The organism is Vibrio sp. 10N.261.55.A10, assembly GCF_041470825.1.
GTDB lineage: Bacteria > Pseudomonadota > Gammaproteobacteria > Enterobacterales > Vibrionaceae > Vibrio > Vibrio crassostreae_C.
This window is the reverse complement of record NZ_JBFRNC010000007.1, coordinates 28,039-54,280: the sequence shown is the minus strand read 5'-3', so window position 1 is coordinate 54,280 and position 26,242 is coordinate 28,039. Positions and strand designations below refer to the sequence as shown.

18 protein-coding genes and 1 tRNA gene are annotated in these 26,242 nt (G+C 42.8%); 4 read left to right on the top strand and 15 right to left on the bottom strand.

The window, feature by feature from the left end; all coding sequences use genetic code 11:
- Positions 1-8 precede the first annotated feature (8 nt).
- Complete coding sequence (locus tag AB4274_RS01855) at positions 9-887, top strand: helix-turn-helix domain-containing protein (RefSeq protein ID WP_102480523.1); 879 nt, start codon at positions 9-11, stop codon at positions 885-887.
- A gap of 293 nt (positions 888-1,180) precedes the next feature.
- Here AB4274_RS01855 and AB4274_RS01850 read toward each other — a convergent pair whose 3' ends face one another.
- The gene (locus AB4274_RS01850; RefSeq protein WP_017070688.1) at positions 1,181-2,512 is read right to left on the bottom strand and encodes a carbohydrate porin; all 1,332 of its coding nucleotides are present in this window, start codon (positions 2,510-2,512) and stop codon (positions 1,181-1,183) included.
- 456 nt (positions 2,513-2,968) lie between these two features.
- On the bottom strand, positions 2,969-4,510 hold the full coding sequence (locus tag AB4274_RS01845) for a family 16 glycosylhydrolase (RefSeq protein ID WP_372110803.1): 1,542 nt from the start codon (positions 4,508-4,510) through the stop codon (positions 2,969-2,971).
- A 612-nt stretch (positions 4,511-5,122) separates the two neighbouring features.
- Between AB4274_RS01845 and AB4274_RS01840 the strand changes: the two genes are divergently transcribed.
- Positions 5,123-6,118: a LacI family DNA-binding transcriptional regulator gene (locus AB4274_RS01840; protein WP_019821076.1), complete on the top strand. Its 996-nt coding sequence runs from the start codon at positions 5,123-5,125 to the stop codon at positions 6,116-6,118.
- 90 nt (positions 6,119-6,208) lie between these two features.
- Here the strand turns inward: AB4274_RS01840 and AB4274_RS01835 are convergent, their stop codons facing one another.
- The 6 genes from AB4274_RS01835 to AB4274_RS01810 form a co-directional block, all read right to left on the bottom strand.
- Entirely contained in the window at positions 6,209-9,652 is a 3,444-nt protein-coding gene (locus AB4274_RS01835; protein WP_102319663.1) for a hypothetical protein, read from the bottom strand.
- Between the two features lie 74 nt (positions 9,653-9,726).
- A complete protein-coding gene (locus AB4274_RS01830; RefSeq protein ID WP_017071889.1) occupies positions 9,727-10,716 on the bottom strand; it encodes an ABC transporter ATP-binding protein in 990 nt (329 codons plus the stop codon).
- A 10-nt stretch (positions 10,717-10,726) separates the two neighbouring features.
- The gene (locus tag AB4274_RS01825; RefSeq protein WP_048659634.1) at positions 10,727-11,680 is read right to left on the bottom strand and encodes an ABC transporter ATP-binding protein; all 954 of its coding nucleotides are present in this window, start codon (positions 11,678-11,680) and stop codon (positions 10,727-10,729) included.
- Complete coding sequence (locus AB4274_RS01820; RefSeq protein ID WP_371957688.1) at positions 11,680-12,657, bottom strand: ABC transporter permease; 978 nt, start codon at positions 12,655-12,657, stop codon at positions 11,680-11,682. The genes AB4274_RS01825 and AB4274_RS01820 overlap by 1 nt, the downstream gene beginning before the upstream one ends.
- A gap of 20 nt (positions 12,658-12,677) precedes the next feature.
- A complete protein-coding gene (locus tag AB4274_RS01815; protein ID WP_017071753.1) occupies positions 12,678-13,652 on the bottom strand; it encodes an ABC transporter permease in 975 nt (324 codons plus the stop codon).
- A gap of 55 nt (positions 13,653-13,707) precedes the next feature.
- Positions 13,708-15,342, bottom strand: coding sequence for an ABC transporter substrate-binding protein (locus AB4274_RS01810; protein ID WP_017071752.1), 1,635 nt, complete (start codon positions 15,340-15,342; stop codon positions 13,708-13,710).
- A gap of 499 nt (positions 15,343-15,841) precedes the next feature.
- On the opposite strand from AB4274_RS01810, the gene AB4274_RS01805 reads away from it, so the two are divergent.
- Positions 15,842-16,621 (top strand): ABC transporter substrate-binding protein, encoded by a 780-nt coding sequence (locus AB4274_RS01805; RefSeq protein ID WP_372110723.1) that lies wholly within the window; start codon positions 15,842-15,844, stop codon positions 16,619-16,621.
- 117 nt (positions 16,622-16,738) lie between these two features.
- On the opposite strand, the gene AB4274_RS01800 is transcribed toward AB4274_RS01805, so the two are convergent.
- From AB4274_RS01800 to AB4274_RS01775, 6 genes are all read right to left on the bottom strand, one after another.
- Positions 16,739-17,992 carry a D-amino acid dehydrogenase gene (locus AB4274_RS01800; protein WP_136973585.1) on the bottom strand — a complete coding sequence of 418 codons (1,254 nt, stop codon included), beginning with the start codon at positions 17,990-17,992 and terminating at the stop codon, positions 16,739-16,741.
- 225 nt (positions 17,993-18,217) lie between these two features.
- Complete coding sequence (locus tag AB4274_RS01795; protein ID WP_136973584.1) at positions 18,218-19,144, bottom strand: LysR family transcriptional regulator; 927 nt, start codon at positions 19,142-19,144, stop codon at positions 18,218-18,220.
- A gap of 251 nt (positions 19,145-19,395) precedes the next feature.
- The gene (gltS, locus tag AB4274_RS01790; RefSeq protein WP_017062061.1) at positions 19,396-20,610 is read right to left on the bottom strand and encodes a sodium/glutamate symporter; all 1,215 of its coding nucleotides are present in this window, start codon (positions 20,608-20,610) and stop codon (positions 19,396-19,398) included.
- A gap of 254 nt (positions 20,611-20,864) precedes the next feature.
- Positions 20,865-20,955 (bottom strand) — tRNA-Ser (locus tag AB4274_RS01785).
- Positions 20,956-21,135: 180 nt separating this feature from the next.
- On the bottom strand, positions 21,136-21,585 hold the full coding sequence (locus AB4274_RS01780) for an L-alanine exporter AlaE (RefSeq protein ID WP_372110720.1): 450 nt from the start codon (positions 21,583-21,585) through the stop codon (positions 21,136-21,138).
- A 248-nt stretch (positions 21,586-21,833) separates the two neighbouring features.
- Positions 21,834-24,287: an ATP-binding protein gene (locus AB4274_RS01775; protein ID WP_372110717.1), complete on the bottom strand. Its 2,454-nt coding sequence runs from the start codon at positions 24,285-24,287 to the stop codon at positions 21,834-21,836.
- Between the two features lie 171 nt (positions 24,288-24,458).
- Between AB4274_RS01775 and AB4274_RS01770 the strand changes: the two genes are divergently transcribed.
- Positions 24,459-25,028: a UPF0149 family protein gene (locus tag AB4274_RS01770; protein ID WP_136978944.1), complete on the top strand. Its 570-nt coding sequence runs from the start codon at positions 24,459-24,461 to the stop codon at positions 25,026-25,028.
- A 75-nt stretch (positions 25,029-25,103) separates the two neighbouring features.
- On the opposite strand, the gene AB4274_RS01765 is transcribed toward AB4274_RS01770, so the two are convergent.
- Positions 25,104-26,135, bottom strand: a complete 1,032-nt coding sequence (locus tag AB4274_RS01765) for a potassium channel family protein (RefSeq protein ID WP_017063519.1) — start codon at positions 26,133-26,135, stop codon at positions 25,104-25,106.
- Positions 26,136-26,242: the final 107 nt, after the last annotated feature.

Genomic DNA, 26,242 nt, shown 5'->3' with positions numbered 1-26,242 from the left:
ATAGCGACATGAAAACCAAGTTTAGACTCCAAAGTCATCAGAGATATCCTCAGATAAAATTTGCCTATGTCGATGGTCATCACGATTTCGACTTTGACGTACATAGCCATGACTTTTCTGAACTTTTCTTAGTTGTGAGCGGTAGTGGAAAGCATACGGTAGCTAGCCACACCTACCCTTTAAGTACAGGAGATGTATTTGTTATTAATGGGGATATTGAACATGGATTTTGCGAAGTAAATAAACTGAAGATTGTAAACTTGATGTTTGATACGGCATTGCCTTTTTTTGAGGTCCCTTCAATGCGTCAAATGCCAGGCTATCAAGCGCTTTTCAAGGTAGAACCAATTGCTCGACAAGCATCTGAATATCAAGCAAAGCTTACGTTATCACTTTCTCAGTTGAAACGAATTAATGGACTTCTACAACAAATCAAATCGGAATACGACAACGCAGAACAGGGGTTTGAAATCATATTGACGAGCACAATGCAGCAACTTGCGATAGAACTTTCTCGGCGATATCAAGAACAGACCCATAGCTTACCAAAAACAACCTTGGCATTGAGCCGTGCTCTCGCACATATTGACCGTCATTACAAAGACGTGGGATTGGATACAGAAGCTATCGCGCAAGCGGCTTATATTAGCAAGCGGCAACTAGAAAGGCTATTTAGGCAATTTTTAAATACATCCCCAAATCAATACCTCAAAGGCCTTCAAATTAGACATTCGGCGACGCTATTATTAAACGACAGCAACAGTATCCAGCATATCGCTGAGTCTTGTGGGTTTTCTGACAGCAACTATTTTTCCAAGTGCTTTAAACTTCAAAATGGATGCAGCCCTCGAGAGTTTAGAAATCAACATGCTTGCCATAACTCATAATCCTTTCCCCCTTAAGCCTTAAGCCTTAAGCCTTAAAAGATTAGATATACCACACATAAAAAAACCGCTTCTTTCGAAGCGGTCGATGAGTATCTTTGGCAAGAACACATTTGAAATGAAATTCAAATATGGAAGACTCATAGCAATAAAAATGAAACTCTTTGTGCTGCTAGGAAAGAGCTCAACTATTGCAATAAATAGGATATCGAGAACCTTGCCCGCCCTAAAGGCAAGGCCGTCATACCACTCCCCCGGTATGCTCGATATCACTTAAGACCCGAAGGTAAAAAATTCTACCACCACATGTCAGCTTGAATACCTACAACAAAGTCGCCCTCTTTACCCGTACCATCTTGCATTTCACCATCAAGGTAAGATGCCATGAAGCGAATTTCTGGAGATGGACCGAAGCCAGAGTGCACAACTAGAGTCGGTGCTACTGTTAGCTTGTAATCATAAGAATTCTTTGACTCACCATTACGGTCTTCGTAGTTGTACATGTAACCAGCTTCGGTAGCGATAAAGAAGTTTTCTGAAATTGGGAACGTTGGTCGCACCATTGCTGATACCCAGCCGTCTGTGTCACCATTGTCAAAATCGTTGTACTGGGTTTGAAGAGAGTGGAAAATATTCACACCATTTTCAAAAAAGTACCCACCCCATGCTAAAGCACGTAGCGATACATCGTTTTCATCAACAGCCTTCAAACAAGACGTACCACAGCCCGTGCCTGTCGTTAACCAACTTTGATAGTCGCTACCAGGCTTGTACGTGTTGTAAGTCGTAAGAGTACCGCCTAAAAGGTTACCTGAACCTAAGCCTTTACCAGCCTGCGCGATGTATTTTGTAAAACCTTTATCTGACAACCCAAAGACAGACTCAGTGTGAACAATTGCCGTCATTTCATAGCCATTCTCAGCGAATGCTTCTGGGCCATTACCAAAACCTAAATCGACCATATTGTCTGGCATATACTTAGCCATAGCGTGAAGCTCAACACTGCCAAAGTTCACGCCAGCATGAAGTGCATGCATGATGTTGTTGCTGTCACCCCAGAAACTTGTATCGCCAGAGTCATCGCTTGCAATATAAGCAAAGTCCCACTTATTACCACCTAGCTCAACACCTTCAATACCAACACCAGTACCTGACATATCCGTGTAGAAAAAGTCGGTCATAAAGATGTAATTATCTTTACCATAAAAGCGCTTACCACCCCATACAACACCGGTTTCAGATACACCTTCAAACTCGACAAAAGTTTCTGCCATACCAATTTCGCTGTTGGTTGCATCGGCATTGGCACCAAGTTGGTTGGTTGCATATTCCGCATTGTTGGCTGCTGCTCGTGTTTTGATTCGAATTTTCTGACCACCGTCATTCTCAAAATTTTTCTGCAGTGCAACTTCAAAGTGGCTATCCGACTCAACACCCAATCGACCTAAACGCTCTTTAGATGCTGGGAACTTTGCTCGTTTAAAATCATCATTTTCACTGAATAGAACACCAGCACGGAAATAACCGTGAAATTCAAATCCATCCGATTTTTCGGCATGTACAGCAGGTACAGTAGACAAGCCAGCAGTAGCGACTAAACAAGCAAGGGTAAGCTTAGAAAGTTTCATAATAACTCCATGTTCCAAATTATACTTTCAAAAAGAAAGCGCTTTCTTTGTTTTTCTTAAAAAAACCAATCGAACAGATTTAAAGAAGATCAAATCTAAGCCCACATTCACTATGCACTCTTAATCTTATTGGCTCTAACCGCTCAGTTGGTATGGAAAGAGTATAAATCGATCTCGTGAATATAAACCGTGATCAACCCCACCAAAGAAAGCGCTTTCTTATGCGTGAGTCACAAAAATAAAGATGTTAAGTATTTTGTTTGAACAATCATGGAACCAAGAAAAATGTCACTGTTTACATATTAAGGACGAATTGCTCCGTTCAATCACTCAGAACCTGTTTCGGAATACATCGTCGATTGCCTTCCTCAAATAATCGTCAAAATAAAAAAGGGAACATACATTGTATGTTCCCTTTATATTCAGACTTTTATTCAAACCCCTTAGTTAAAATGCTTACTTTTCAAATCGCATATTGTCTAATTTAAAACTCATTTTTCCTTGAGGCTCAAACACTAAAAGGTTAGTGATCATTGTTGGATCAGCCTGATTCCCACCAGCAAAACGGTTGTCTCTCTTTAAAATGTCAGCTATTGGAATACGTACCGTCTTCCATTCATTCATTGCTGATAGCGGCACGGTATAGTCACTTGTTTTCGGCCAGCCACTGTCCATCTTAACCAGTAGTTCAACCCCGTCGGCCATACTCTCAACTTTCAAATCAAAGACCAGTTCACCCGTTTCTTGCCAATGTGTCACATCCGTTACAGGAGAACGAAAATAGATATTTCCTGATCCTTCATTCTTATTCACTTGTAGCATTGTTCCACGATCTGGTTCGCTCACTTCTTGATAGTCAACAATATCCAATGGGTCATAACTTGCATAAGCCAAGCTTGCGTTAAGAGTTTCGGTAAAAATCTCCAACGTTGGTCCATCAGCATAACTATCATCGGTTGCTAAGATCTCTGGAGCTTCGTGCCCTATTACTTGTATTGCATGTTCAGAGCGACTTGCACACCCTTTTCCTTTCCAACGATCAACCTTACAACGGTATACCTTTACTGAATCAACTAGCATTGTTTTCGGAAACAAACCTTCGTCGATGCCTTTATCATTTGCGTTTGCTGACCACGCTCCACCGACAGCCAAGTTCAATAACAAATGAAACTTTTCATCAAACGGAGCTGCTCCACTCGCATTAATGAGTTCCCCTTCTTCCGCTTCATATTGGCTGTACCAGCCCTCTTGAGTTTGAGTCGCGTAATGAATATTGTCTACATACCAACGAATTTCACCTTCTTCCCACTCAATCGCGTATGTATGGAAGCCCTCAGTAGGGTTCACACCATTTGGCAATGTCGCGGCCTGCCCTTTATAAACATTGTCTGGCCAATTTCGTCCGTAATGTAACGTCCCGTAGACTCGGCTCTCTAGATCATCATTTTTCACTCCCGCCGCATCTGAAAGTGTGTTTAGGTTAACCGCTTCCATAATATCGATTTCGCCAGAAGCTGCCCATGTGCCATATTTATTGTCGGTTGGCAGCATCCAAATTGCGGGCCATGAACCTTGTCCACCAGGTAACTTTGCTCTGATTTCATAACGGCCATATTTGGTGTCACGCTTGTCTTTTGTGCTAAGCCTCGCAGAAGTATAAGGGAGTGTCTTAGTTGCTCCGCCAATCGTACCTTCAGCATTGTCAGGCCCAGTATGACTTTGCTTCAGCGCGACAATGTGTAAAAAGCCATCTTTAACAAATGCGTTATTGGGATCATCCGTGTAGCACTGTTGTTCATTGTTCCCGCCCCCCCAACAGTTCACTTCTAATGACCAATTACGTTTATTTATTTGCTCGCCTTCAAACTGGTCTTCCCATACCAATAGCCAGTCTGGACTTAAAGTAACTGGAGCATGGGATAGCACGATCGGTTTTTCAGTTTGAGCTAAGTCCGGACTTTCGGATACCGGCAGCTCTATCGCCGTGCAGCCAGACATCAAAGCGGCAGAAATAAAAGACGTTAATATCTTTACCTGATTGGTTAGATGTTGCATTACAACTCCTTGTATCACGACTTTCAATGCAGGCGACACGTAATGTCGGCACCCATAAAAGAAAGTCGATTAGTGAATAACTCCGCGAGCATGGATCTAATATGAATATGCCATGCACGACTTTTTCAAAATGAGTATATAAAAGTGCATAGTTCAAAAAAGAGACAACGCTCACTTTAAGAAAGCGCTTTCTTGTTGGGTTTCACATTTTGCTAAAGTTCATTGCGGTTTATATAGATTCCCAAGAATTTTCATAACCCAATTATCTGCGATAACGCCCTAGTAGCCCTTTATTCTCAGACTTCTATTTTATCTAGTTCATAACTAAGATCAGAAAAACAGATTCACTTTCACTACAACAACAAAGAAAGCGCTTGCTTGATATTTAATCGAGTATATGAAAATATTCGTTACCTTACTTTGTATGCTTGACCTTCAAATTTAGCGTTAAGCAGTTCAGAGTTTTTAAATATTAATCATTGGATTACTAGGCTCTTATTGATCACGAAGGTAATATAGCTTAGTTCACTCCTTGTAGAGATAAGGCCACTACCATTGATCACCATTAAAGAAGTATCTGAACTTGCTCAAGTTTCTCAATCAACCGTCTCACGAGCATTAAATGGTCACCCTACGGTAAAGGAAGCCAATCGCGAAAAAGTATTCAAAGCTATTGAGCAACTGGGCTACAAGCCTAATGCGTTTGCACAAGCTCTAGCCTCCAGTCGTTCAAATAGCATTGGCATGCTAGTTGGTTCGCTTGATGGGCCTTTCTATGGACCATTAATGCATACAGCCGAAGATACCGTTCGCCAAAATAATATTCACTTAATCGTTACAAGTGGCCAGGAATCACGAACCAAAGAGCTCGATTCTATCCAGTTTTTGCAATCTAAACTTGTGGATGGCCTCATTGTTCACTCAGACAAGCTCAGTGATGACGAACTGATCAAAATCGCGAAAGACAGTGAAACAATGATTGTTCTCAACCGTTTTATTCCTGAGATTTCTGATCGCTGTATTTACATTGATAATGAGCTTGGTGGCTACCTTGCAACGAAGCACTTACTTGAAAATGGGCATAAAAAAGTCGCTTGTATCACAGGCCAGTTGAGTAAAGTTGATAGTAGAGATCGCTTTCAAGGATATCGAAATGCCTTGTTAGAGTTCGGTATCGAATACGACGCAGGGCTGTTTGTAGAGGGACGCTTTGATCATCAAGGCAACCACGAAGCTGCGCGACGCTTGTTAGACCGAGACCCTGAGATCACCGCGATTTTCTGTCAAAATGACAACATCGCGCTTGCTGTATATGACGTAGCAGCAGAGCGAAACCTCATTATTGGGCGAGACCTTTCAGTCGTAGGCTTCGATAACGATACTCATAGCCAGCATATTCGTCCTCGCTTATCGACGGTCGACTTTCCAGTTCATGAGATGGGAGAAGAAGCTGCAAAAGGTGTTTTATCGTTAATTAATAAACGCGACTACCCATTGAAGCACAAACTAACCCCGACATTGATTGTAAGAGAGTCCGTGGCTAAGCTTTGATTTTTGTATATCAAGCACCCCATTTTTTACACTTAAAAGAAAGGCTCTAAGTATTCACTTAGAGCCTTTTTATTTCACTTTAAATTAGAATTAGAGTAACTGGTGCTTTGACAACACGACAACGACTTTCTCAATAAGACCACTACGAGAAAAGAGCTGTGAAGCCATTTCATGGTTTAGCGTTAACGATGCAAATGCCTCACTTGTTCCGTCTTTAAACTGAACTTCAATACCCTGTGTTGGCTCATCATTGAGTTGGTAAATAAACGGTACCTGACAGTAAGTAAAAGCCAGTTGCCCAGCCTGAACAATAAAGCTCTGCATTTGTCCTTCAATATTTTGGCAGTCAAAAGTCGCCGCTTTTTGTAAGAACTCTTTAGGACTAAGAAGTGAAGGGTTAATTACAATTGTGCCATCAACGACCTCTAGACCTAGCTCTCCAAAACGAGTAATCACTTCTTCCTTAACTTGCCCTGTCATGCCTGGCTGCTGTGCTCCAGAGTGCTTTGGCGTATGAGAATACGGATCCGTCGGAAACGCACCGTAGTTTTCCGGCGTTTTGTTGAAACCAATACCAGCTCTCACTTTGTAATAGTAATCCGCTAATTTAAGAGTTTCCTGGCTATTAGAGTCCATACTCCAAGCATGCTGATAGTTTTCTTGCACAGCTAGCAGCAACTTAGAAACCATATGCCAATAGATACAACCTAAACCTTCATAACCAAACATGGTTCCCGAACGCCCAGTAAAGGCTTTATGGTTGAATACACGCTCATACAAACTAGATACATGACAAAATTCATCATCACTAATTGACGGGTAATCGGCTTTAATTTCATCAATCGCAGCCTGAAGGAAACCTTTGTTTTCAAAGCTTGAATTGAAGTGGTAAGAACCTTTGCTGTCTTGGTTTACTAATCGGTTATCTTTGGCAACAACCATCATGCTTAACAATTTGCTCTGGTCAATGTCTTTAGCGTCTAAACAGTTTTTGTCCATAAAAGAAGCCAGCTCACGGTCAGGGTAAAGCATGAAGCTATTTTGATCAGCACGATACATGTCACTGGCAAACAATTTATCCAACAACTCAACCGCTTGTTTAGATGATAATAGACCCGAGCTCAATACTGCAACTTGCCCTTCTAGCATAGGGTAAAGCTCTTCAACCATTAAGCTCTCACCAGAACAACTCAAGATGTTATACGCATTGTACAAACCGTCTTCACGCAAGTTGTTTGCAATCGTAGAATCTAGGACTTTTAAGCTCGCGCCCATCAATTGAACAATCGCTTCTTTCTCAACTTTCGTTTTCCCTGAGAATCCATTTACTCGGTACACGCGCTCACGATAATTAGCAGCGGATTTAGCCAGCTTAGTCAGCATTGCTTTACGCGTTTGACGAGTGACCGTATCTTGACGAATCTCTGTATTTGCCTCTGAAACGATCTGTGTAACAGAAGACATCCACTCAAACACTTCTTTGGAAATACTGTATGACGATGGTGACTTCTCTAACAGGCGCTGCATAAAGGCAACATAGCGACGCATGTAGTACAAGGTTACCATTGAGAGGCCGTTGCCAACGATAGCGTTGTTTGCATCATTCCATTCTGGACGTTGTGTATTGAGCCAAATACCACCATCAAGCACTAAGTTACTCAATTTCGCCAATAAAGGGACGAGTATCTTCTCCATTAAGTTGACCATATAAACTTCTTGGTCACCCGTCATCAACAAGCGACCGTCACTGCCTAAGCTCTTTACACGTTGCTCTGTCAATTCCTGCAAGTCTTGGTTGAACTCTACGGTATCTTTAGGGTTATCAAAGAGGCCTTGAACTCCACAAAGCTCGTAAGGCACGTTGGCATAACTAAAAATGTCACTCTCTAGTAATTCGATAAGATCGCTTTGCTCAAATTTGTCTGCTAACTCAAGGAATTTTAATAGATAAATGATTTGATGATCGCCCCAGTAACCAATGTTACTCCAAGGATCATCCGCCTCTAACAGCTCCCAATCTACACCATCTTTAGTAATTCGATACGGATTGTAACCATCCACCGTTGAAGCATTAACAAACTTAGAGATGAATGATTTGATGAACCCTGGATAACTAAGAGCCATCGCTTCCCAGTTTTGGAAAATATCACGCCAGTTGCCTTGATAAGAAAGTAAGCGTTCGCCATTTTCATCTTTAAGCTTAATCTCATAGTGGTTCCAAGGGCGACTAGGGTCACCATGACGACGTCCAAAAGTAAGCGGTAGATACTCGTAGCTCAATCGAACTAATTGAGAATCCCCTGTCGCTTTAGCGCGCGAAACTAATTCAGAATGGCTGAAAACATCCCCTAACTGATCAAAAAAGTCTTGATGGCGGCCAGCTACCTGAGAGTTGGCCTTTTCCATAGTTTTAACTACGTCAACCTTTTCTAACATATAGCCGTTTTCAAACACGCCACCACGCATGTTATTGAACAACACATTGGCATAATGGTGAACGCTGGTATTTTCTTCAGCTGTTATTTGCCACGCATCCGCGCCAGACATTAATGTGATCAATTCATCTTGATTATCTGCAACGCTCTTTTCTAAAGCTAGTGCTAGGTTAGCAGGAACAGAGAGCTCAGATTGAAGCTGACAGATATCGGAATGAGTCTTGTCTATATCAGCGACAATCGACCAAACTTTGGTTTGATGTGCTCGCAGCGTCAGAGACTTATGAACTAAATAGCTCCCTCTAACCCCTTTCGTTAAAGGTTCACTTTTAACCGCTCGACCTTTTCTGAACGCATTAACTTGAGCACTCGTCAATAAAATTTGGCTGCTTTCCGTTTCTAAGCTGAAGACTGTCGTCGCTAGCAAAGATTCAGCAGGGTCGGCTCTATCGCTCAATTTCGCGTACATGCTGAACAGAGCTAATGAACTACCATCAACTTGTTCATTCCACTTGTACGCATCAACTAATGCACTTCTTGTTTGAAGAGCTGATAACGGAGCGCCTGAAGGAAGTATATTTTGTAAGCCATCTAGTGCTTCGACTTTACGCTCAAAGCTCGCGAGGTTGGTCAGTTTTGAACGACGAATAAAGCCGTATTTTTCACTCGTATTCCAGCTGTATTGGAACTGTAGTTGCAAAGTATGGTTTATCTCTTCAAATACAATCTTGTCTCCAATCGTATTTTTATAAAGATTGCGTTCAACATCAAAAATACCATCATGGAATGTATTAAACGGTTCCCAAAGTACAACCTTGTCGCCATGTTCAATACGGAAGATGGATTTTGAGCCGGTGTTTTCCGCATTTTCATGAATATGGTCAACAGACTTGTAAGGAAAAAGCGCATTTTCCGGACGAATGCGTCCAGCTGAAAGGCTGCCTGTTGATGAAATAAATAACCAGTGATCGCTCGACGATACAACGCTAATAAAGAATGGCGTCATTTGGTCAACATTAGAGATTTGGTAGTAACGCTCACCATCTAAATCAACGAACTTGCCATCGACCTCTGGTGTTGAGTTGTAGTCTTGTTTCATATCAAAATTCCAAAAAATTCTTACACTTAAACTTTGAAAGCGCTTTCTTTTGCGTTTCAAAAAGGATTTAAAGTTTACAAATGATGACAACGAGCAAAATGCTCTTCTGCAATTTGAGTCGGTTCTGGTATTGATTGCGTGCAAAGTTTATCGGCTTTCATACAACGGCTTGCGAACGGGCAACCTACGCTACTTGGCTTCCAAGAAGGGATATCGCCTTTTTTCACGTTCATGTCACGCTTGCCCGATTTACCGACTTCTGGCACTGCTGACAACAACAACTGAGAATACGGATGTTGTGGGTTCTGAGTGACGTTGTCGCTATTGCCCCATTCGACCATATGTCCTACATACATCACCGCCGTTTTCTCAGCAAAATAACGCGCTGTCGCAATGTCATGAGTGATGTACATGAACGAAATACCATGCTTATCCTTCAAGTCAGCCATTAGGTTTAAGATTCCTAACCGCACAGACACATCAAGCATAGAGATAGGTTCATCAGCTAGGATAACTTCAGGGCTAACAGCAATTGCGCGTGCAATTGCAACACGCTGTCGTTGTCCACCACTTAGTTCATGGGGGTACTTCTCTGCGGTCTCTTTAACTGGTGTAAGCCCAACCATTTCAAGCAATTCATAAACGAGGTTCGGAATCGCTTCTTTTTCTGCTCGTTTATGGATAAGTAATGGTCGCGCAATATGGTGGTAAATCGTATGTACAGGATTCAACGAGCCAAACGGGTCTTGAAAAATCATTTGCACTTGGCGTGCATATTCAAGCTCACCATATTTTTCAATATAATCAGACAGAGGCTCACCTTTGAATTCGATATCTCCAGCCGTCTTATCGTAAATTCGGGTAAGAATTCGAGCTCCTGTGCTTTTCCCTGAGCCAGATTCGCCAACAATCGCTAATGCTTCTCCTTTACGAAGATCAAATGAAACATCATTTACGGCTCGCATCATATTGCTTTTGACTGACTGGCCAAGTGGGAAATCTTTTACCAAATTCTTAACTGATAAGATAACTTCGCTTTTATCAACGTTCTTTAAAGTATTCATAATCTTTCGCTCAAACTAGGTGACAAGATACGTGATGCCCAGTCGCAATAGCGCCCAAACGAGGCTCACTTTTAATGCACATTGAAATGCATTCGCCACATCGCTCTTGGAAGTTACATCCTTGAGGTGTATCCAAAAGGTTGACAGGATTCCCAGGGATCCCGTAGAGACGTTCTTTTGGCCCATGAATAGTCGGGAATGAAGAGATAAGCCCTTTTGTATAAGGATGCTTAGGTTCACTAAATACCGTTTTCGCATCACCTAATTCAATAAGGTTACCCGCATACATCACGCCAATTCGATCAGCAATTTCGCCCATGAGGCTTAAGTCGTGACTAATAAACAGAATAGAGAAGCCAAACTTACTCTTAAGCTCATACAGTTCATTCAAGATTTCACGTTCAACCACTACATCAAGTGCCGTTGTTGGCTCGTCCATGATGATCAGTTTAGGTTCCAGCGCCAAAGCAATCGCAATAACAACTCGCTGACGCATACCTCCACTCAGTTGATGGGGAAAGCTCGACATTCTGTCGCCATGAATCCCAACCGTTCCTAACAGCTCGACCGCACGATCGTGAGCCTGTTTATAAGGTATTTTTCTGTGCGCTAGAATAACGTCCGTTAGCTGCTCACCGATGGTAATGACAGGGTTAAGTGAGTTCATTGCGCTTTGAAAAACAATAGAAACGTCATTCCAACGGAAGTCACGTAACTGCTTGTTGTTCATCTTTAAAACATCCTGCCCTTTGTAGAGTATTTCACCCTCAGAGATAAGCGCTGGTGCTTTGTGTAGGCGTGATATAGCAAAAGCCAATGTACTTTTACCGCAACCAGACTCACCGGCAATACCGAGCGTTTCACCGGGCGCAATGGAAATACTAACGTCATTAACGGCTCTTGCTACGCCATTAGGAGAAACGTAATCAACACACAGGTTATTAATTTCTAATAGATTGCTCATTATAGGCCTCGGCGTTTATCTGCTTCTTTTTTAAGTTTGTGCCACAGTTTGATGTGTGGGCCCGTACGTAATTTAGGGTTGCTCACTTGGTCAATTGACATGTTAATCAATGCGAGTCCACCACCAGTAATCGCTAACGCCAATGCAGGAACCAGCATTTCCCACCACGCTCCGGTATATAACGATGAAGAGGTCTGTGCCCAATACAGCATAGAGCCCCAACTCACTTCTGTTGCATCACCTAAACCTAAAATACCTAGACCAGCTTCAGAGCCCATTGCGTAGATAACCGTGCCTAGGAACCCGCCAAAAACAATCGAAACTAAGTTTGGTAAGATCTCTACTAAAATAATGCGGATTTTTGATTCACCCATAACTTCTGCAGAAATGATGAATTCTTTGCTTCTAATTGCCATGGTCTGTGCACGAATCACCCTAGCTCCCCAAGGCCAGGAGGTTATTCCTAACAACACGGTAATAACCAGCGAACCGACCTGCCCTAAGAATGCGGCGAGAACAATCAGCAAGGGCAACTGTGGAAACACAAGAAATACGTTAGTAACGAAGTTCAAGCGTTCATCGACTTTTCCACCAAAGTAACCAGATGAAACCCCGACGAGCACTGCTATTGTCATCGCGATTACGCCCGCAGAGATCGCAACAGTAAGCGACTTTCTTGCTCCAAATAGAACCTGGCTATATACATCACGCCCGCTACGAGTAGTGCCCATAATATGCTCAGAACTTGGTGCAATATGTGGACGTGCTACGCGCTTTTCTGGATTATGAGTCGATAATACAGGCGCAAATAACGCCCCAGCTAAGACAATCGTAAGTAAAAAAGTACCTACAATGGCTGGAGGGTTACCGTAGAAAAATGCGTAAGCTTTACCGAGAGTTTTCTTTACGTTTTTCCACGACCATTTTGGCTCACGTACTGGCATATTCGGCTGGTTAGCGGTTTTTTGAGTATCCATTAAATTATCCATCATGCGCCTCAGTTCGAGATTCTAGGGTCAAGCCAGACATATAGAAGGTCGGCAATAAAGTTAGCGGTCAGTACCGCTGTCACCAAGATAAGAAGAATGGCTTGGATAAGTGGGTAATCACGAGCAACTATGCCTTTAAGAAGGATGTTCCCCAAGCCTTGGTAGTTAAAAACCACTTCGGTCATGATTGAGCCTGCGAATGAGAATCCGATTGCCATTGCAATAGCGGTCGCAACAGGAAGGATGGCATTTCGACCAGCATAGCGAGACATAACACGATAACTACTCAAGCCTTTGGCCTCAGCCATCGTTACGTAATCTTCACCCAACACATTGATCATCGCATTACGCATATTGAAGACCCATGTTGCGATCCCAACCAGGACCATAGAGCCCATAGGCAACACAGCGTGTTTAGCCACACTAGAAATAAACTCCCATGTAAAACCTGGCTCTAGCGATGGGTCATAAGTGTATGCCAAAGGTAATAGTTCGAGTTTTAAACCGAAGAAATAGAACAACAGTAACGCGGTCACGATGTACGGGAAGTTACTAATAAATGCCAAAACTGGCGGAACAATTTGTCCAAATAGCCCTTCACGTCGATACGATGCATACGTACCAATACTGACACCAATGATAAGAGCAACAATCAGCGAACCAAGCGCTAGGAACATAGTCCACGGCAGTGCCATAGCAAGGACATCTGAAACACTTACAGGAAACATAAGCACTGAAGGTCCCAGATCAAGAGTGAATACGCTTTTCATATACGCGAAGTATTGTTCGAAAACATTGCCATCAACAAAACCGTACATTTCACGAACAGCATCCATTTGAGCAGGATCCATTCGACCTTGAGCTGCAGCGAAAAGAGCATCAACAGGATCTCCTGGCATTAGGCGAGGCAACATGAAATTAAACGAGATAGCGATTAAGAAAGCGGTAAAATAGAAGCCAAATCGGCGAATTAAAAACGACATAAAAATCTTTTAACCTAGGGGCTACAACCTAAGCTGTAGCCCTCTCAAAAATAACTTACTTAAGGTGTAGATTGTTGAGAATTATTACTCTCTTACCACCGTCGTACCATACTGGCTGTACGTATGGGTCTTTTTCACTTGGCCAACCAACAATATGTTTAGTACTGTATTGGAACCAAGTTGGGTTAGAAAATAGAGGGATAAAGGGAAGGTTTTCAGCCGTAAATTCCTGAAGTTCACTCAACACTTTCTCTTGCTGCTCTGCATCACCAATTTTGCCGAAGCTGTCGATCAATGCGTCGATTTCTGGTGAATTAACACCGTGACCAGCATGCCAAGTTTTTCCGATTCGAGACGTTGAGAAGTACTCTTGGTACGCCAAGATTGGATTTGTCGCGACCATTGACCAGTTAATTGACATGGTATATTTGCTTTCTTTCAAATTGCTGTCATATACCGCCCAATCCACAGTCTTAACGTTTGCTTTCACACCCACTTCTTCAAAGTATTCAGATACCATCTGAACCACTTGGATCCAGTCGGTCCAACCGTTTACAACCTCGATATCAAACTCAACCGTTTCCCCGTTTGCTTTGTCGCGGAATCCATCACCGTTTTTGTCAACTAAGCCCGCTTCATCAAGTAAAGCGTTGGCTCTTTCAACATCGTACTTAGTTAGATAACCATATTTCTTAGATACATTTTTATCAATGTGCGTTTCGTATAGCTCACCGATGCCACCAGCATTGAAGTTTGCGGTCGGATAACCGTAAGCAGCAATATCAACGATGGTTTCACGATCAAGAGCCATAGAAAGTGCTTGTCGTACTCTTAGGTCATCAAATGGCGCTTCTTTGGTATTTACGTAAAGGTGGATAGCATCATTCGCTGGATACCAAAAATGGTTATTTTCTTTATCCATATCGACAAATGTTGACTCAACGTCAGCAATAAAATTTGAACCCCAATCAATCTCACCTTTGATTAAGGCAGGTTGGATCTGAGAGTTGTCATTGTAAGAACGGAAGTTGATGCAATCTAAATAAGGTCTATTTTCTAAATAGTAATTTGGGTTTCGGCACAGCTCCATCTGTTGCGGTTTAATGTATTTAACCGTCGTCATTGGGCCACTACCTACCGGGTTAAGGTTGGTAAACGTTGTCAGCTCTTCAACTTTCGACCAAATATGCTTTGGTACAATATGGTAACGCTCTAAGTTCCAAGCAAATGTAGAATCCGCTTCCGTCAGCTCAAACACGACGGTTCGCGCGTCAATAGATTTGATTTCTTTTAAATTACCTGAAGACCAAATACCTTTCTGGTCAAAAGCTGGTGCCTCTTTAGTCAACATAAAGCTAAAAACAACGTCGTCTGCAGTTAACTTTGAACCATCAGACCACTTCAAATTCTCTCGTAACTTAAGCGTCAATGTTTTCAGGTCAGTTGAATACTCAACCGACTCAGCCAGGCGATAATCAACATCACCTGTCATGTTGTTGAATACGACCAATGGCTCAAACATTACCCCATGCAGCAAGTCTTTAGTTGTATAAGGGTTAAAGTTTTCAACAAAGCCAGTATTGATAATTGGCACCGTTAGTGTGCCACCCTGCTTAACTTCATCTGCTTGTACAGAGGCTCCGAATAAAGCTCCAATGGCGAGCGAAGCAATCAATGTCTTTTTGTGCATCACGTTGTCCTTTTAATGATAATAACCAGAAAGAAAGCGCTTTCTTTTAACTTTAAAAAAGGGGGTGTTTTCGTATTCACTATCGGCAACTCGCATCAAGAAACCGCTTTCTTTAGGTGGATAATAAGCCGATAGAATGATTCTTCAACTTACATTTCGGTGAAACGAACCATAGATCACAAATTTAGAGTAGATTGAGAATAGAAATACACAACAGTGCCATTCGTCACATTAATTGTTCACTAACACGAAAAACAATTTAAAAACAATAAGTTAAAATTCACTAATGGTACCCCCATGGTCTTTCCTAATCGTCGAACCTCTAACCCATCAATGAACTTATGTGCTTTCTTTAAAATAGCCTTTCCGTCGCGATTCTCAACATACATAGACTGTATCTATGTATGATTCTCTCAAAAACAAAAGAAAGCGCTTTCTTGGGCGCTAAACCTATGTCAGCATACCAGTCATAAAATGTAAGTTCCCCCTTAGGACAACTATGTTTAACTTTTGGAATGGCAATAAATCAGGTAAAAGACAGCACTATGAGTTGGAGCTAATTCATAGCTTGTTGAATTGGGATCCGAACGAACCTATTGTCGTTCACAGCGATAATACAGACTTTCCAAGAGCTGAGGATGAAGGAAATATATTCCGCAAGAATTATGATGTACTCGTCACGGTGGCGGGAAACCGTAAATTTGCTGATAAGCCTGCAATCAAACTCAACTCTCCAATTTGTAAAGGCTTATTAGGACACCGTATCCTGATAATTAGGGAACAAGATCAACCCACATTCCATAATATCAACAGCAATAAACTGAAATCACTTATCGCTGGAATTCCTGCGACATGGGCTGATGCTGAGCTGTTTAGAGCAAATGGATATCGAGTACTAGAGCGAGGAACGTTACCAGAGATTCTGAAACTTCTCTCAGATAAAAAATGTGATTATGTGTCACTCGGAGCCAATGAAGTTGAAAGCATATACCAAGAACATACCTATTCCCTGGATGGGTTAGTCATAGAAAAAAGTATTATGCTTTATTACCCTCTTCCTCTGGTCTTCTATGTCCACCCAGACAAGGCTCAACTGGCTCAATTACTTGAGGACAAACTGCAAGACTACAAACTCAGTGGTGATTTCGAGCTATTGTTTAACCAACATTTCGGGGACGTAGTGAGATCCATTGGATTAGAACATCGCAAAGCTATTAACCTCGTAAATAAGGAGCTACCGCCAGAGCTAAGATCATTTAAGTCTCAAGTCATCTCGTGATTATAAATAGAGGAGACTTAAAACCATGCACCTAGATTTACAACATTAGGTGCATCCGCTTCATGCTCCTAATGTCGATATCATCAAACCATAGGCAAGATAACTAACGGCTTGCTTTTACATATAGCGGTGGATACTCAAGTCATCAGTTTTTATATCACTAGCAGAGCCACTGACCACGCTTGCCAAGATCTTTCCTGAGCCACATGCCATTGTCCAACCTAATGTCCCATGTCCAGTATTTGTAAATAGGTTCTTGATAGGCGTCGCGCCGATTATAGGCGTACCATCCGGAGTCATCGGTCTTAACCCTGTCCAGTATTCTGCCTTAGAGAAATCCCCCGCCTGTGGGAAAAGATCTTTTATCACCATATCAATCGTGGCTTTACGTTTTTCAGGAATAAGATAATTGAAGCCAGCAAGCTCTGCCGTCCCTGCAATACGAATTCGGTCATCGAAACGAGTCATCGCTACCTTGTAGGTTTCATCCATTACTGTAGAGGTCGGCGACTTATCTGCACTCACGATCGGAAGTGTTAACGAATACCCTTTGACTGGATAAACCGGGATTGATAAATCCACTTGCTTGAGCAGCTCACGAGAGTAGCTTCCCGAAGCTACCACATAAGCGTCCGCTTTGAATTCACCTTGAGTTGTCGTAATGCTCTTTATGGTTTGGTTCTGATGATTCAAACTTACCACTTCAGTATCAAACACGAACCTAACACCAAGTTGCTTGGCCTTCTCAGTCAGCGCTAAACAGAACTGATGACAATCACCGGTTTCATCGTGTGGTAAATACAGGCCGCCCACCAGCTTGTCTTTAACGTCTGCTAAACCAGACTCCACTGACAGACACTGTTCAACATCAAACAGCGAGTGTTCGATTCCACTCTCTGTTAATAGCTTCATATCCTGCTGAATAGCATCGAGTTGCTTCTCGCTTCGGAATACTTGCAAGGTGCCTTTCTGCCTGCCCTCATAAGCCAAATCTTCACTGATTCTTAGATGAGTCAGGCAATCTCGGCTGTAGTTAGCGACTCGTAACATCCGCGATTTATTCTGTGCGTACTTGGCTTCATTACAGTTGGCGAGCATCTTAGTCGCCCAAGACATTAACTCTGGAGAAAGAGAAGGCTTCACTTTAAGTGGCGCATGTTCTTGGGTAAGCCATTTCATCGCTTTCAAAGGGATGCCCGGTGCCGCCCATGGTGATGAATAACCGTAAGAAATTTGCCCGGCATTCGCAAAACTGGTTTCTTTGCCACTGCTATCTTGACGATCAATAACCGTGACCGAGTGACCTTCTTTTGCCAAGTACCATGCGCTGGTCAATCCAATAACACCACTGCCAATTACAATAACTTCCATTCTCTTCCCCTAATGCCTGACAAAGCCAAATCTGTCGAACACAGCTGTCAGTCTAAAACTCGTTTCGTTAATAATTTGTAACTTATTCCGCATGTGTTGACTTAACAATAGAGGTGGCATTGACAAAACATCAATTCGACTCGAAAACAAATCCAGCAGTTTGGAAGTGTGATATTGGCGGTATTTGAAAGCTTAGGTAGGAGTCGCTAAGTAAACTGATTAAGCCTAGATATTGTAAGCGTCATGACTCAAGAAAGTGGCGTTCTCGAGTAAGAAATCTAACAAGGTTTCCGCTTGTAGCGTTAGTGCACGGCCTTTCAAAGATTGAACCTTAACCGTCGCCTTCGATAGCATCTCCAACTCGGTCGCAACCACTTCTATCTGCCCTGACTTTATCTCATCGATCACAGTGAGCTTAGGCATAAAGGTGACGCCCAACCCTGCTGAAACGAAGTTAGTCAGTGCCGTGACTGAGTTAGTTTGAAGTTTTGGCTGCAAGGTAAGATGGGAAATTTGTTCAGCCTGCTTTACCAGCCTCCCCATACCGGTCGAGTTATCGATCAAGGCGAGAGAAGCGTCTTGAATATCTTGCATTACCACTGGTGCATCTTTCATCGTAAGGAAGTGCCCCTTCGGAGCAATCAATTCGAGCGGATGACTACGCTCGACGTGTGAATGCAGTTTAGGATGAGGTGCAGACGCATAGGTGATCGCGAAATCTATCTGTTGATCTTCTAACATTTTCACGGCATCCAATGCACCTGCAATTTCAATCGATAAATTGATATCAGGGTATCGAGCCATGAAGGTTTGCATCGGTTTAGAGACCAAGTTAGTAATAAATCCTTCTCCAATCGCGATGCTAACATTACCGCCCTTGAGGTTTTTAAGCTTGGTTAGTCGAGCAAGCACTGCCGCCTCTCCACGAACAATGGAGCGATAGTAGTTCAACAGTTCGTTCCCCGCCTCAGTCAGCAGAGATTGGCGGTTGTTGCGCTCCCATACTTTCATTTCCGCTTGCGCTTCTAACTGTGTCAGCATTCGACTCATCGCGGCAGGGTCAACGTTCATCATCTTAGATGCCTTACGTAACGACCTGTATTTTGATAACGCGTTTAAGTACTCGAGAGCACGGATATTAAAGTGGTGCATTCAACTTCCTTGTAATTCAACTGACACTTAATCAAGCGTCTCACAAATTTGCTGCGAACATATATCCCAATTTATCAAGATCGTCATTGCTCTTACTAACTTGTGCACCGAGTCACTTCAAGACATCACATCAAAGGCTGATATACGTGTTTTAGCTTGCTGTCGATAAAACAAAGGCGACAACTTTCGTCATCGCCTTTGTGGTCATTATCCCGATGTAAACCTCAAGCAGTCAATAACCGGTCACTTCACTACAGACCAACAAAGAAACTGATCACCAATGCGTTGATCAAATCAACAAAGAAACCACATACTAATGGCACCACAATGAATGCTTGTGGGCTTGCGCCATATCGATGAGTTACTGCGGTCATGTTCACAATTGCTGTTGCGGTCGAGCCTAGAGTGATACCACCGAAGCCTGAACATATCACCACAGAATCGTAGTTTCTTCCCATCAAGTAATAAACGACAAACACAGTAAACAACAGGGAAAGCAAGATCTGGATACTCATGACAACAGAGATATAGCCAAACAGTCCATCGAGATCCCAGATACGCAACCCCATCAATGCCATGGTCAAGAACATGCCTAAACAAATATCAGAGATCATCGCTAAGCCTTTGCGGCCTTGAGCGATTTTCTCTTGTGTACGACGTTTCTTAAACAGTGCGCGACCAACGTTTCCGATTAGGATACCTGCGATCAAACAGCTAACGAATAACGGCAGTTTTAGGCCCATCGAGTCGATAACTTCACTCAAGCTGTAACCCAGCATTAGTGTTAAGTTAAGAATCAACCACGCCCACAGAACGCCGTAGTGGCTAAGCTCTGTTTTTGTTTCACTCTCTTGGAATGCACCAACCGTAACCTCTTCTTCATTAGAAGGGCTTACTTTGTGTTTATTGAGCAGGTAGTTCGCAATCGGACCACCAATCACACACGCTGCAATTAAACCAACCGTGTTTGAAGCGACACCAAGTTCGAGCGCGTTAGCAATACCAAACTCTTCCACAAACATTGGCGCCCAAGCTAACGTTGTGCCTACGCCGCCTATCAAGCTAACAGACCCAGATAGCAAGCCTGCTTTCGCATCCATTCCAAAGCCAGAAGCGACTGCCATTCCGACTACGTTTTGCAACACGATAAAAATGGCAGCAAGACACAGTAGGATGAACAACGGTCGCCCGCCTTTAATCAGTGTTTTAATATCCGCTTGGAGCCCGATGCCAGCAAAAAAGTAGAGAAGCAAAAAGTCTCTGACATCTAGGCTAAAAGTGATTTGGATTTCAAAAATATAGTAAAGCGCCGCTACGGTCGCTGCGCAGACAAAGCCACCAATCACAGGCTCTGGCAGTGAATACTTTCTTAATACTTCAGATCGCTCGATCAAACCTTTACCGATAAACAGTAATGAAATCGCGATCGTAAAAGAGAGCATTGGAGAAACTAGGGTTTCTGTCATGAGGTTATGGATTCCTAATAGTTAGATTATTCATAATATTGCGTACTATTAATAATCTAGGTTCACGCCAAAAAATCAAGCGATTATCTATGATAAAAACACCTAATATGGTTAATTCTGCGACGGTATTAATAGAGATTATAACTATAAAGCAATGATTAAAGGAACGGATATTAGGGAGGTATACAGATGAGGTGGGATATAGAGGCTCTAAAACGAGAAAACCCCAGCATTTCTGCTAGGGTTTTGAATAGTGGTGGAAGGATGGGGATTTGAACCCCAGATACGCTATAAACGTATACTCGCTTTCCAGGCGAGCGCCTTAAGCCACTCAGCCATCCTTCCACAAATTGTGTGTTGAGCATGTCACTCAACGAGGCGCTACTTTATTGATTCTGCTTGCTTTGGTCAAGGGGCATTCTCAAAAAAAGTGCCTTTTTCGGTTTGTTCGATTACAAATTAACTCATTAGATCAAAAACAAACCAAATTTCATTCTTTCGCTGCACTTACGCTTGTTGCTTTTCTTAAGCTTGTTGATAGTAGCCAGGAACTCGAAACCATTGACGACACATATCGAGGAAGTAGCCGTAAAGTACGCCCATACCGCACGAGATAACTGCATTACTGGTGACAGCCGTAACGATCTGGTCGCCTGAAGCACCCACTGCCAACAAAATACCCGCATACACTGGAGACTGGAATAACACGTATGCCATCAAATCAGACAAGTTTTTCATCAATGAGCTTTCTGAAAGTTTTGCACCATTGCGTAAGAACCAATCACGAAAAACGCCATAAGGCCAAGCGATAGCAATGTTTACAGGAATAGATAACGTTCGAGAAGCAAGAGATTGCTCAAACGTCATACCAGAAATAAACACTTCTACGATCATGCCAGAAATAAAACAGAAAACGACCATAGCAAATGTATCCGCAGCTGCGTTTCGAATACAAAATGGACCACGAGACTTCATTGACGACAAACCTAAAATATATCACTGCTTAATTAGTGATTTAGTAACATATAAACAAGGCACATTTGCACCTCACCAGATAATGTCGCTATTAAATCACAAGATTAGTAGTCATACACTCCAAATTAAAAATCAAGTTGTAAATTAACAACCAAAAACCACTTTAAAAGCAGTCACTTTCACCAAAAAATCCAACCAAGGTCAAATATTGGACAGTTCGTCATTTACTAACCGTAATTAAACAACATTTAAGCCATAGGTAGATTTACAGTAATGATATTAATGACATCTTGTGTAGGTGGTGATCCTAAAGCAACCTGCTCTAACGCTTTATCGACTTGTTCAGTAAGTTCCGCGTTGTTCATAGCTTCAACGTGGACACGTAGGCTCTCTAGTGCAAATTGAATCAGTTCTAGGTTGTTGTCTTCTAGCGCCACATACAACGTCACTAACAGCTCTTCAGTGTTATCTTTGTTGCGAAGATCAGGTTTAGGCAGTGACTCGCTTTTACTTTTCGAATCGTGTGGTTTTACGTCTTGGCTTTCGAGCTCATCCGCTTTTACTTCATGGTATTGATAAAGCTTATTTGAATAGCGGAACAAGGCATCATCCAGTTCACGCTCGTCAATCGGCTTAGCAATAATATAATCCACACCTGCCCCCAACATACGCTCACGAGTCTCTTTAAAGACATCAGCCGTACAACCAAACACCAATACCGATGACACATCGCCTATCAAAGCACGAATAGCAGTGGTTGATTCAACGCCATCCATCACAGGCATATGGTTATCCATGAGCACCAAATCAAAGCGCTCAGCAACCACGGCTTGTATCGCAAGTTCACCGTTTTCGACGCTCTTACAGGTAAAGCCTTTACTGCTCATGAAGGCTTCAATGATCACCGTGTTAGTTCGGTTGTCCTCGACGATCAGTACCTTTAAGCCAGAGTAGTCCAACTTCTTATGTGGCAAACTCTCGATTTCTCCTGGCTGACATGGCTGAATCTTCAAGCGAACATCAAAACTCGTGCCTATCCCTTCTTCACTGGTGACGGTAATACTGCCATCCATCAACTGGGCAATTTTCTTCACAATCGCGAGGCCAAGGCCAGTACCGCCAAAACGCCTTGTGGTCGAAGACTCCGCTTGTTCAAACGGTTTAAAAATACGCTTCTGAGCTTCTTTAGAAATACCAATTCCGGTATCACGAACTCGAATGCTCAGATAGGTGTCACTCCCCTCTACAACTTCTTTCAGGTACACCTCAACAAAGCCTCTGGAGGTGAACTTCACCGCGTTGTTCAATAGATTAAACAAAATTTGGCGAAGGCGAGCTTTATCTGAGAAGTACCAACGACCCGAAGTCACCTCAGAGTACACTTTGAATTGAAGCCCTTTCTCGGAAGACAATGTGTAGTAAACACTGTTAATACTGCCGATGATCGAATCAAGCGGGAAACGCGTTTCATCAAGATCCAACCTGCCCTGCTCGATCTTCGAGAAGTCTAAGATCTCGTTGAGTAGAGTCATCATATGATCGCCGGACTCATACAAGCTCTTAAGATGCTTCTCTTGTTCAGAATTTAGAGGCGTTTTTAATAGGATTTGAGCGGTACCCAATACCCCATTCATCGGAGTGCGAATTTCATGTGACAAGGTCGCAAGGAAAGCGGTTTTTGCATTGGTGGATGCCTGAGCTTTAACCTTTTCCGCTTCGAGATAAATGGTCTTTTCGTTGAAGGTTTTAATCAAATGGCCGATTTCGTCATCACTCGAGTAATCCACATCAATGATTTCGCCGGCTTTCGAACTATCAACCTGTGCTGCAATCCTTGTGATTGGACTAATCAAATAACGGTTCAATAAGTAATACCCCGCCATGACACAAAGTAGCAATAGCGGAACGATACCGCCTTCAATGCTCATCACCTGACGAAACACTTCGTCTTCTACTCGTGATTTGGAGTTCACCACATCCACTTGCCAGCCGAAATCACCAAATTGATTGCTACTGATGTAAATGCCTTCAACGAGATTAAAGTTATGCGAAACCAACACTTGGTTAAGCTTATCTCTGAGCGTAATGCCAAGGTTGTATTCTTCGGCGTGGTTCTTGATAAAACCAAGCAGCTCTTCGAGCGAGAGATCCACCGTGGCAACACCGGCAAAAGTACCGTCGTAATAATAAGGGGAAGACGCCGTAATCATTCGAACGTGTGTGTATGGATCGATATACACATCGCTCCAAGAGATCGTGCCTTGTTTTTGGTTGACGACAGAGGTGTACCAATACTCTCCTTGATAAGGGGCATTTTGGGGGTTGTTGTAAGAATATATCTGGTCGATTATTCCATCGTCGGCTTTATTAAAAAAGTAACTGTTGAGAAGCTTTTTAGAATCAAGCGCATAAGGTTCGGGCCAAATACCGGCACTGACAATCGTATCGTCGCTCGCCGCCAACATGGACTTAAAGAGCGGAATAACATCATCACCGTTACGATGCGCTTGAGCAAACCCAACGAGACTGTCTACGAAGCCTCGAGAACTACTGAGTGGCTCTGTAATCAATGCGGATAACAGTTGCGTACGCAAGTCGAGGTTTTGTTGTAATTTGGCGCGCACAGGGGATTCTACGACGTAATACGTCACACTACCGACAATGGCAATAAACATCGCAAGGTATAATCCAAGCGCTACCATGCTTTTTTTCTTTAAAGACGACCGTATCTGCATAATTCTTTTATTGTTTTCTTTTCTGTTAAACCTAGTGTTTATCATCCATGACATCAAGCCTTTTTAGATTGAAGCTTGATTGGCACAAGTTCATTGGTACTATAAGCGCAAATATGTTCCCTTTTACGGTACCTCACTTTGACTTTACAAGATATTCTTGCGCTTCCAGAGTTGGAAGGAAAGCTAATCACAGAACACAAAACAATGGGCTTTGTCACTGCAATGGCAGCGGCACCGAATGTGTTAACCCCGCATGAGTGGCTACCGTTCTTATGGGGTGGCGAAGAAGTCGCACCTTTTACGGATGGTGAACAGCTAGAAAGCTACATTGAAGTTATCATCGAGCTTTGGAATAAAACCCGCCCAGAACTGATTGAAGGGACTTGGGTTTGGCCTGAAGCTTGTCAATTAGACGACGAAGAAGTGGTGAACACTGCCGCTCGTGATTTTTGTGAAGGCTTGCTTCAAGGCTGGCAGATTGCTCGCGACGATTGGGAAACACTAATGCCTGAAGAGAGCGAAGATAACGCACTCGTTGGCGGTGTCCTGCTGTCACTGAGCATGCTTTACGATCCAGAAACGTCAATTGCTACGCTTGCAGAGCAAGGCATCGAAGGCCTAGAGCAGTTCGAAGAGATCTTTAACGCTGTTCCTGTGATGCTTTGCGGACTAACGCAGCGTGGCATTGCACTGGCTGAAACTCAATAACAGTTAGCTTTATACAAGCCAAAAGGCCTCATTATGAGGCCTTTTTTAGTTTTCAGACGAAATAAAATAGTCGCTTTAGAAGCCTTTCCAATCGAAGTCATCAATTCGCTCATCAGCAATATAAAACAGCTTAGTGCCACTGCTGACCACTTGATCTAACTCTGGGTTGAGTTCAATACCGCTCCCCGTATCAATGGCGATCAGAGTTGCTTGATACTTCTCTTTAAACACTGAGAAAATAGGCGCGACGGTGACAGACTCAGCGTCTTCAGGGAAATACGTTGAATACTGTGTCATGCCTCTTGTTGAGCTCAATAATTCTTGGTGAAGCGCACTGGAACCTGGGTCTACCGCAGCCTTTGCTAGCATCTCAGCACCCACCGCTGGAATACATTCTGAGTTAGGGCAATGCTTGTGTAACAAATCGCTCAGCGCTTCATCTTTAAAGTAAACAAGAAGGTGCGCTTTAGGGTTTCGGTTGGCACAGTAAAGCGCCGCAGATAACGTAATGTCGTCTTCTGGGTTATCAATCAGGATGCAACTTGCAGACTCAATGCCCGTTTTCTCCATCTCTTTGCCATCGGTGTAGCTGTTTACTTTGACGAAATTGATTTCACCGGGTAACGGGTTCTCGATATCTGAACGCGTACATAGCACGATTGGTCGTTTACCCGTTTCTTCGTGTTGTAGCATGCGGATGAGATGAATGGTTCTTTGCTCATTCCACCCCAACATCAAAATGTGGTTGTCCACTCTAACTCTCCTTTTTCCTAGCAAGCCCGCTCGCCAATATTCAACACCTTCTGTCGCCACTTTACCGAGCAACGCGGCAAAAAGGCTCAACCCGCCTGGAATCACAAATAGAATAACGATCCACTGCCCCGCTACCGTGGTCGGTGATAAATCACCATAACCAACCGTAGAAGCCGTCACCACCAAGTAGTAAGCGAATACGGTAACCGAACTGGTTAAATCTGTTTCACCCGCCAAATACAGCATCGACCACGATAAAGCGATGTAGCCAAGAAAAGTGAACAGTAAGTTTTTGCCATTCAAAACAAAGATGTTTGCTTTGATCCAGCGTTTGAGTTGTAACCAGATTATCATTCGAGCCTCTAATCTTTTCCTCTTACTTACATGCTAGAAAAAATACGCGATATCAACAAGATGTATCATCAGAAAAAGATACATGACCACAAGATTGATATTGGCGG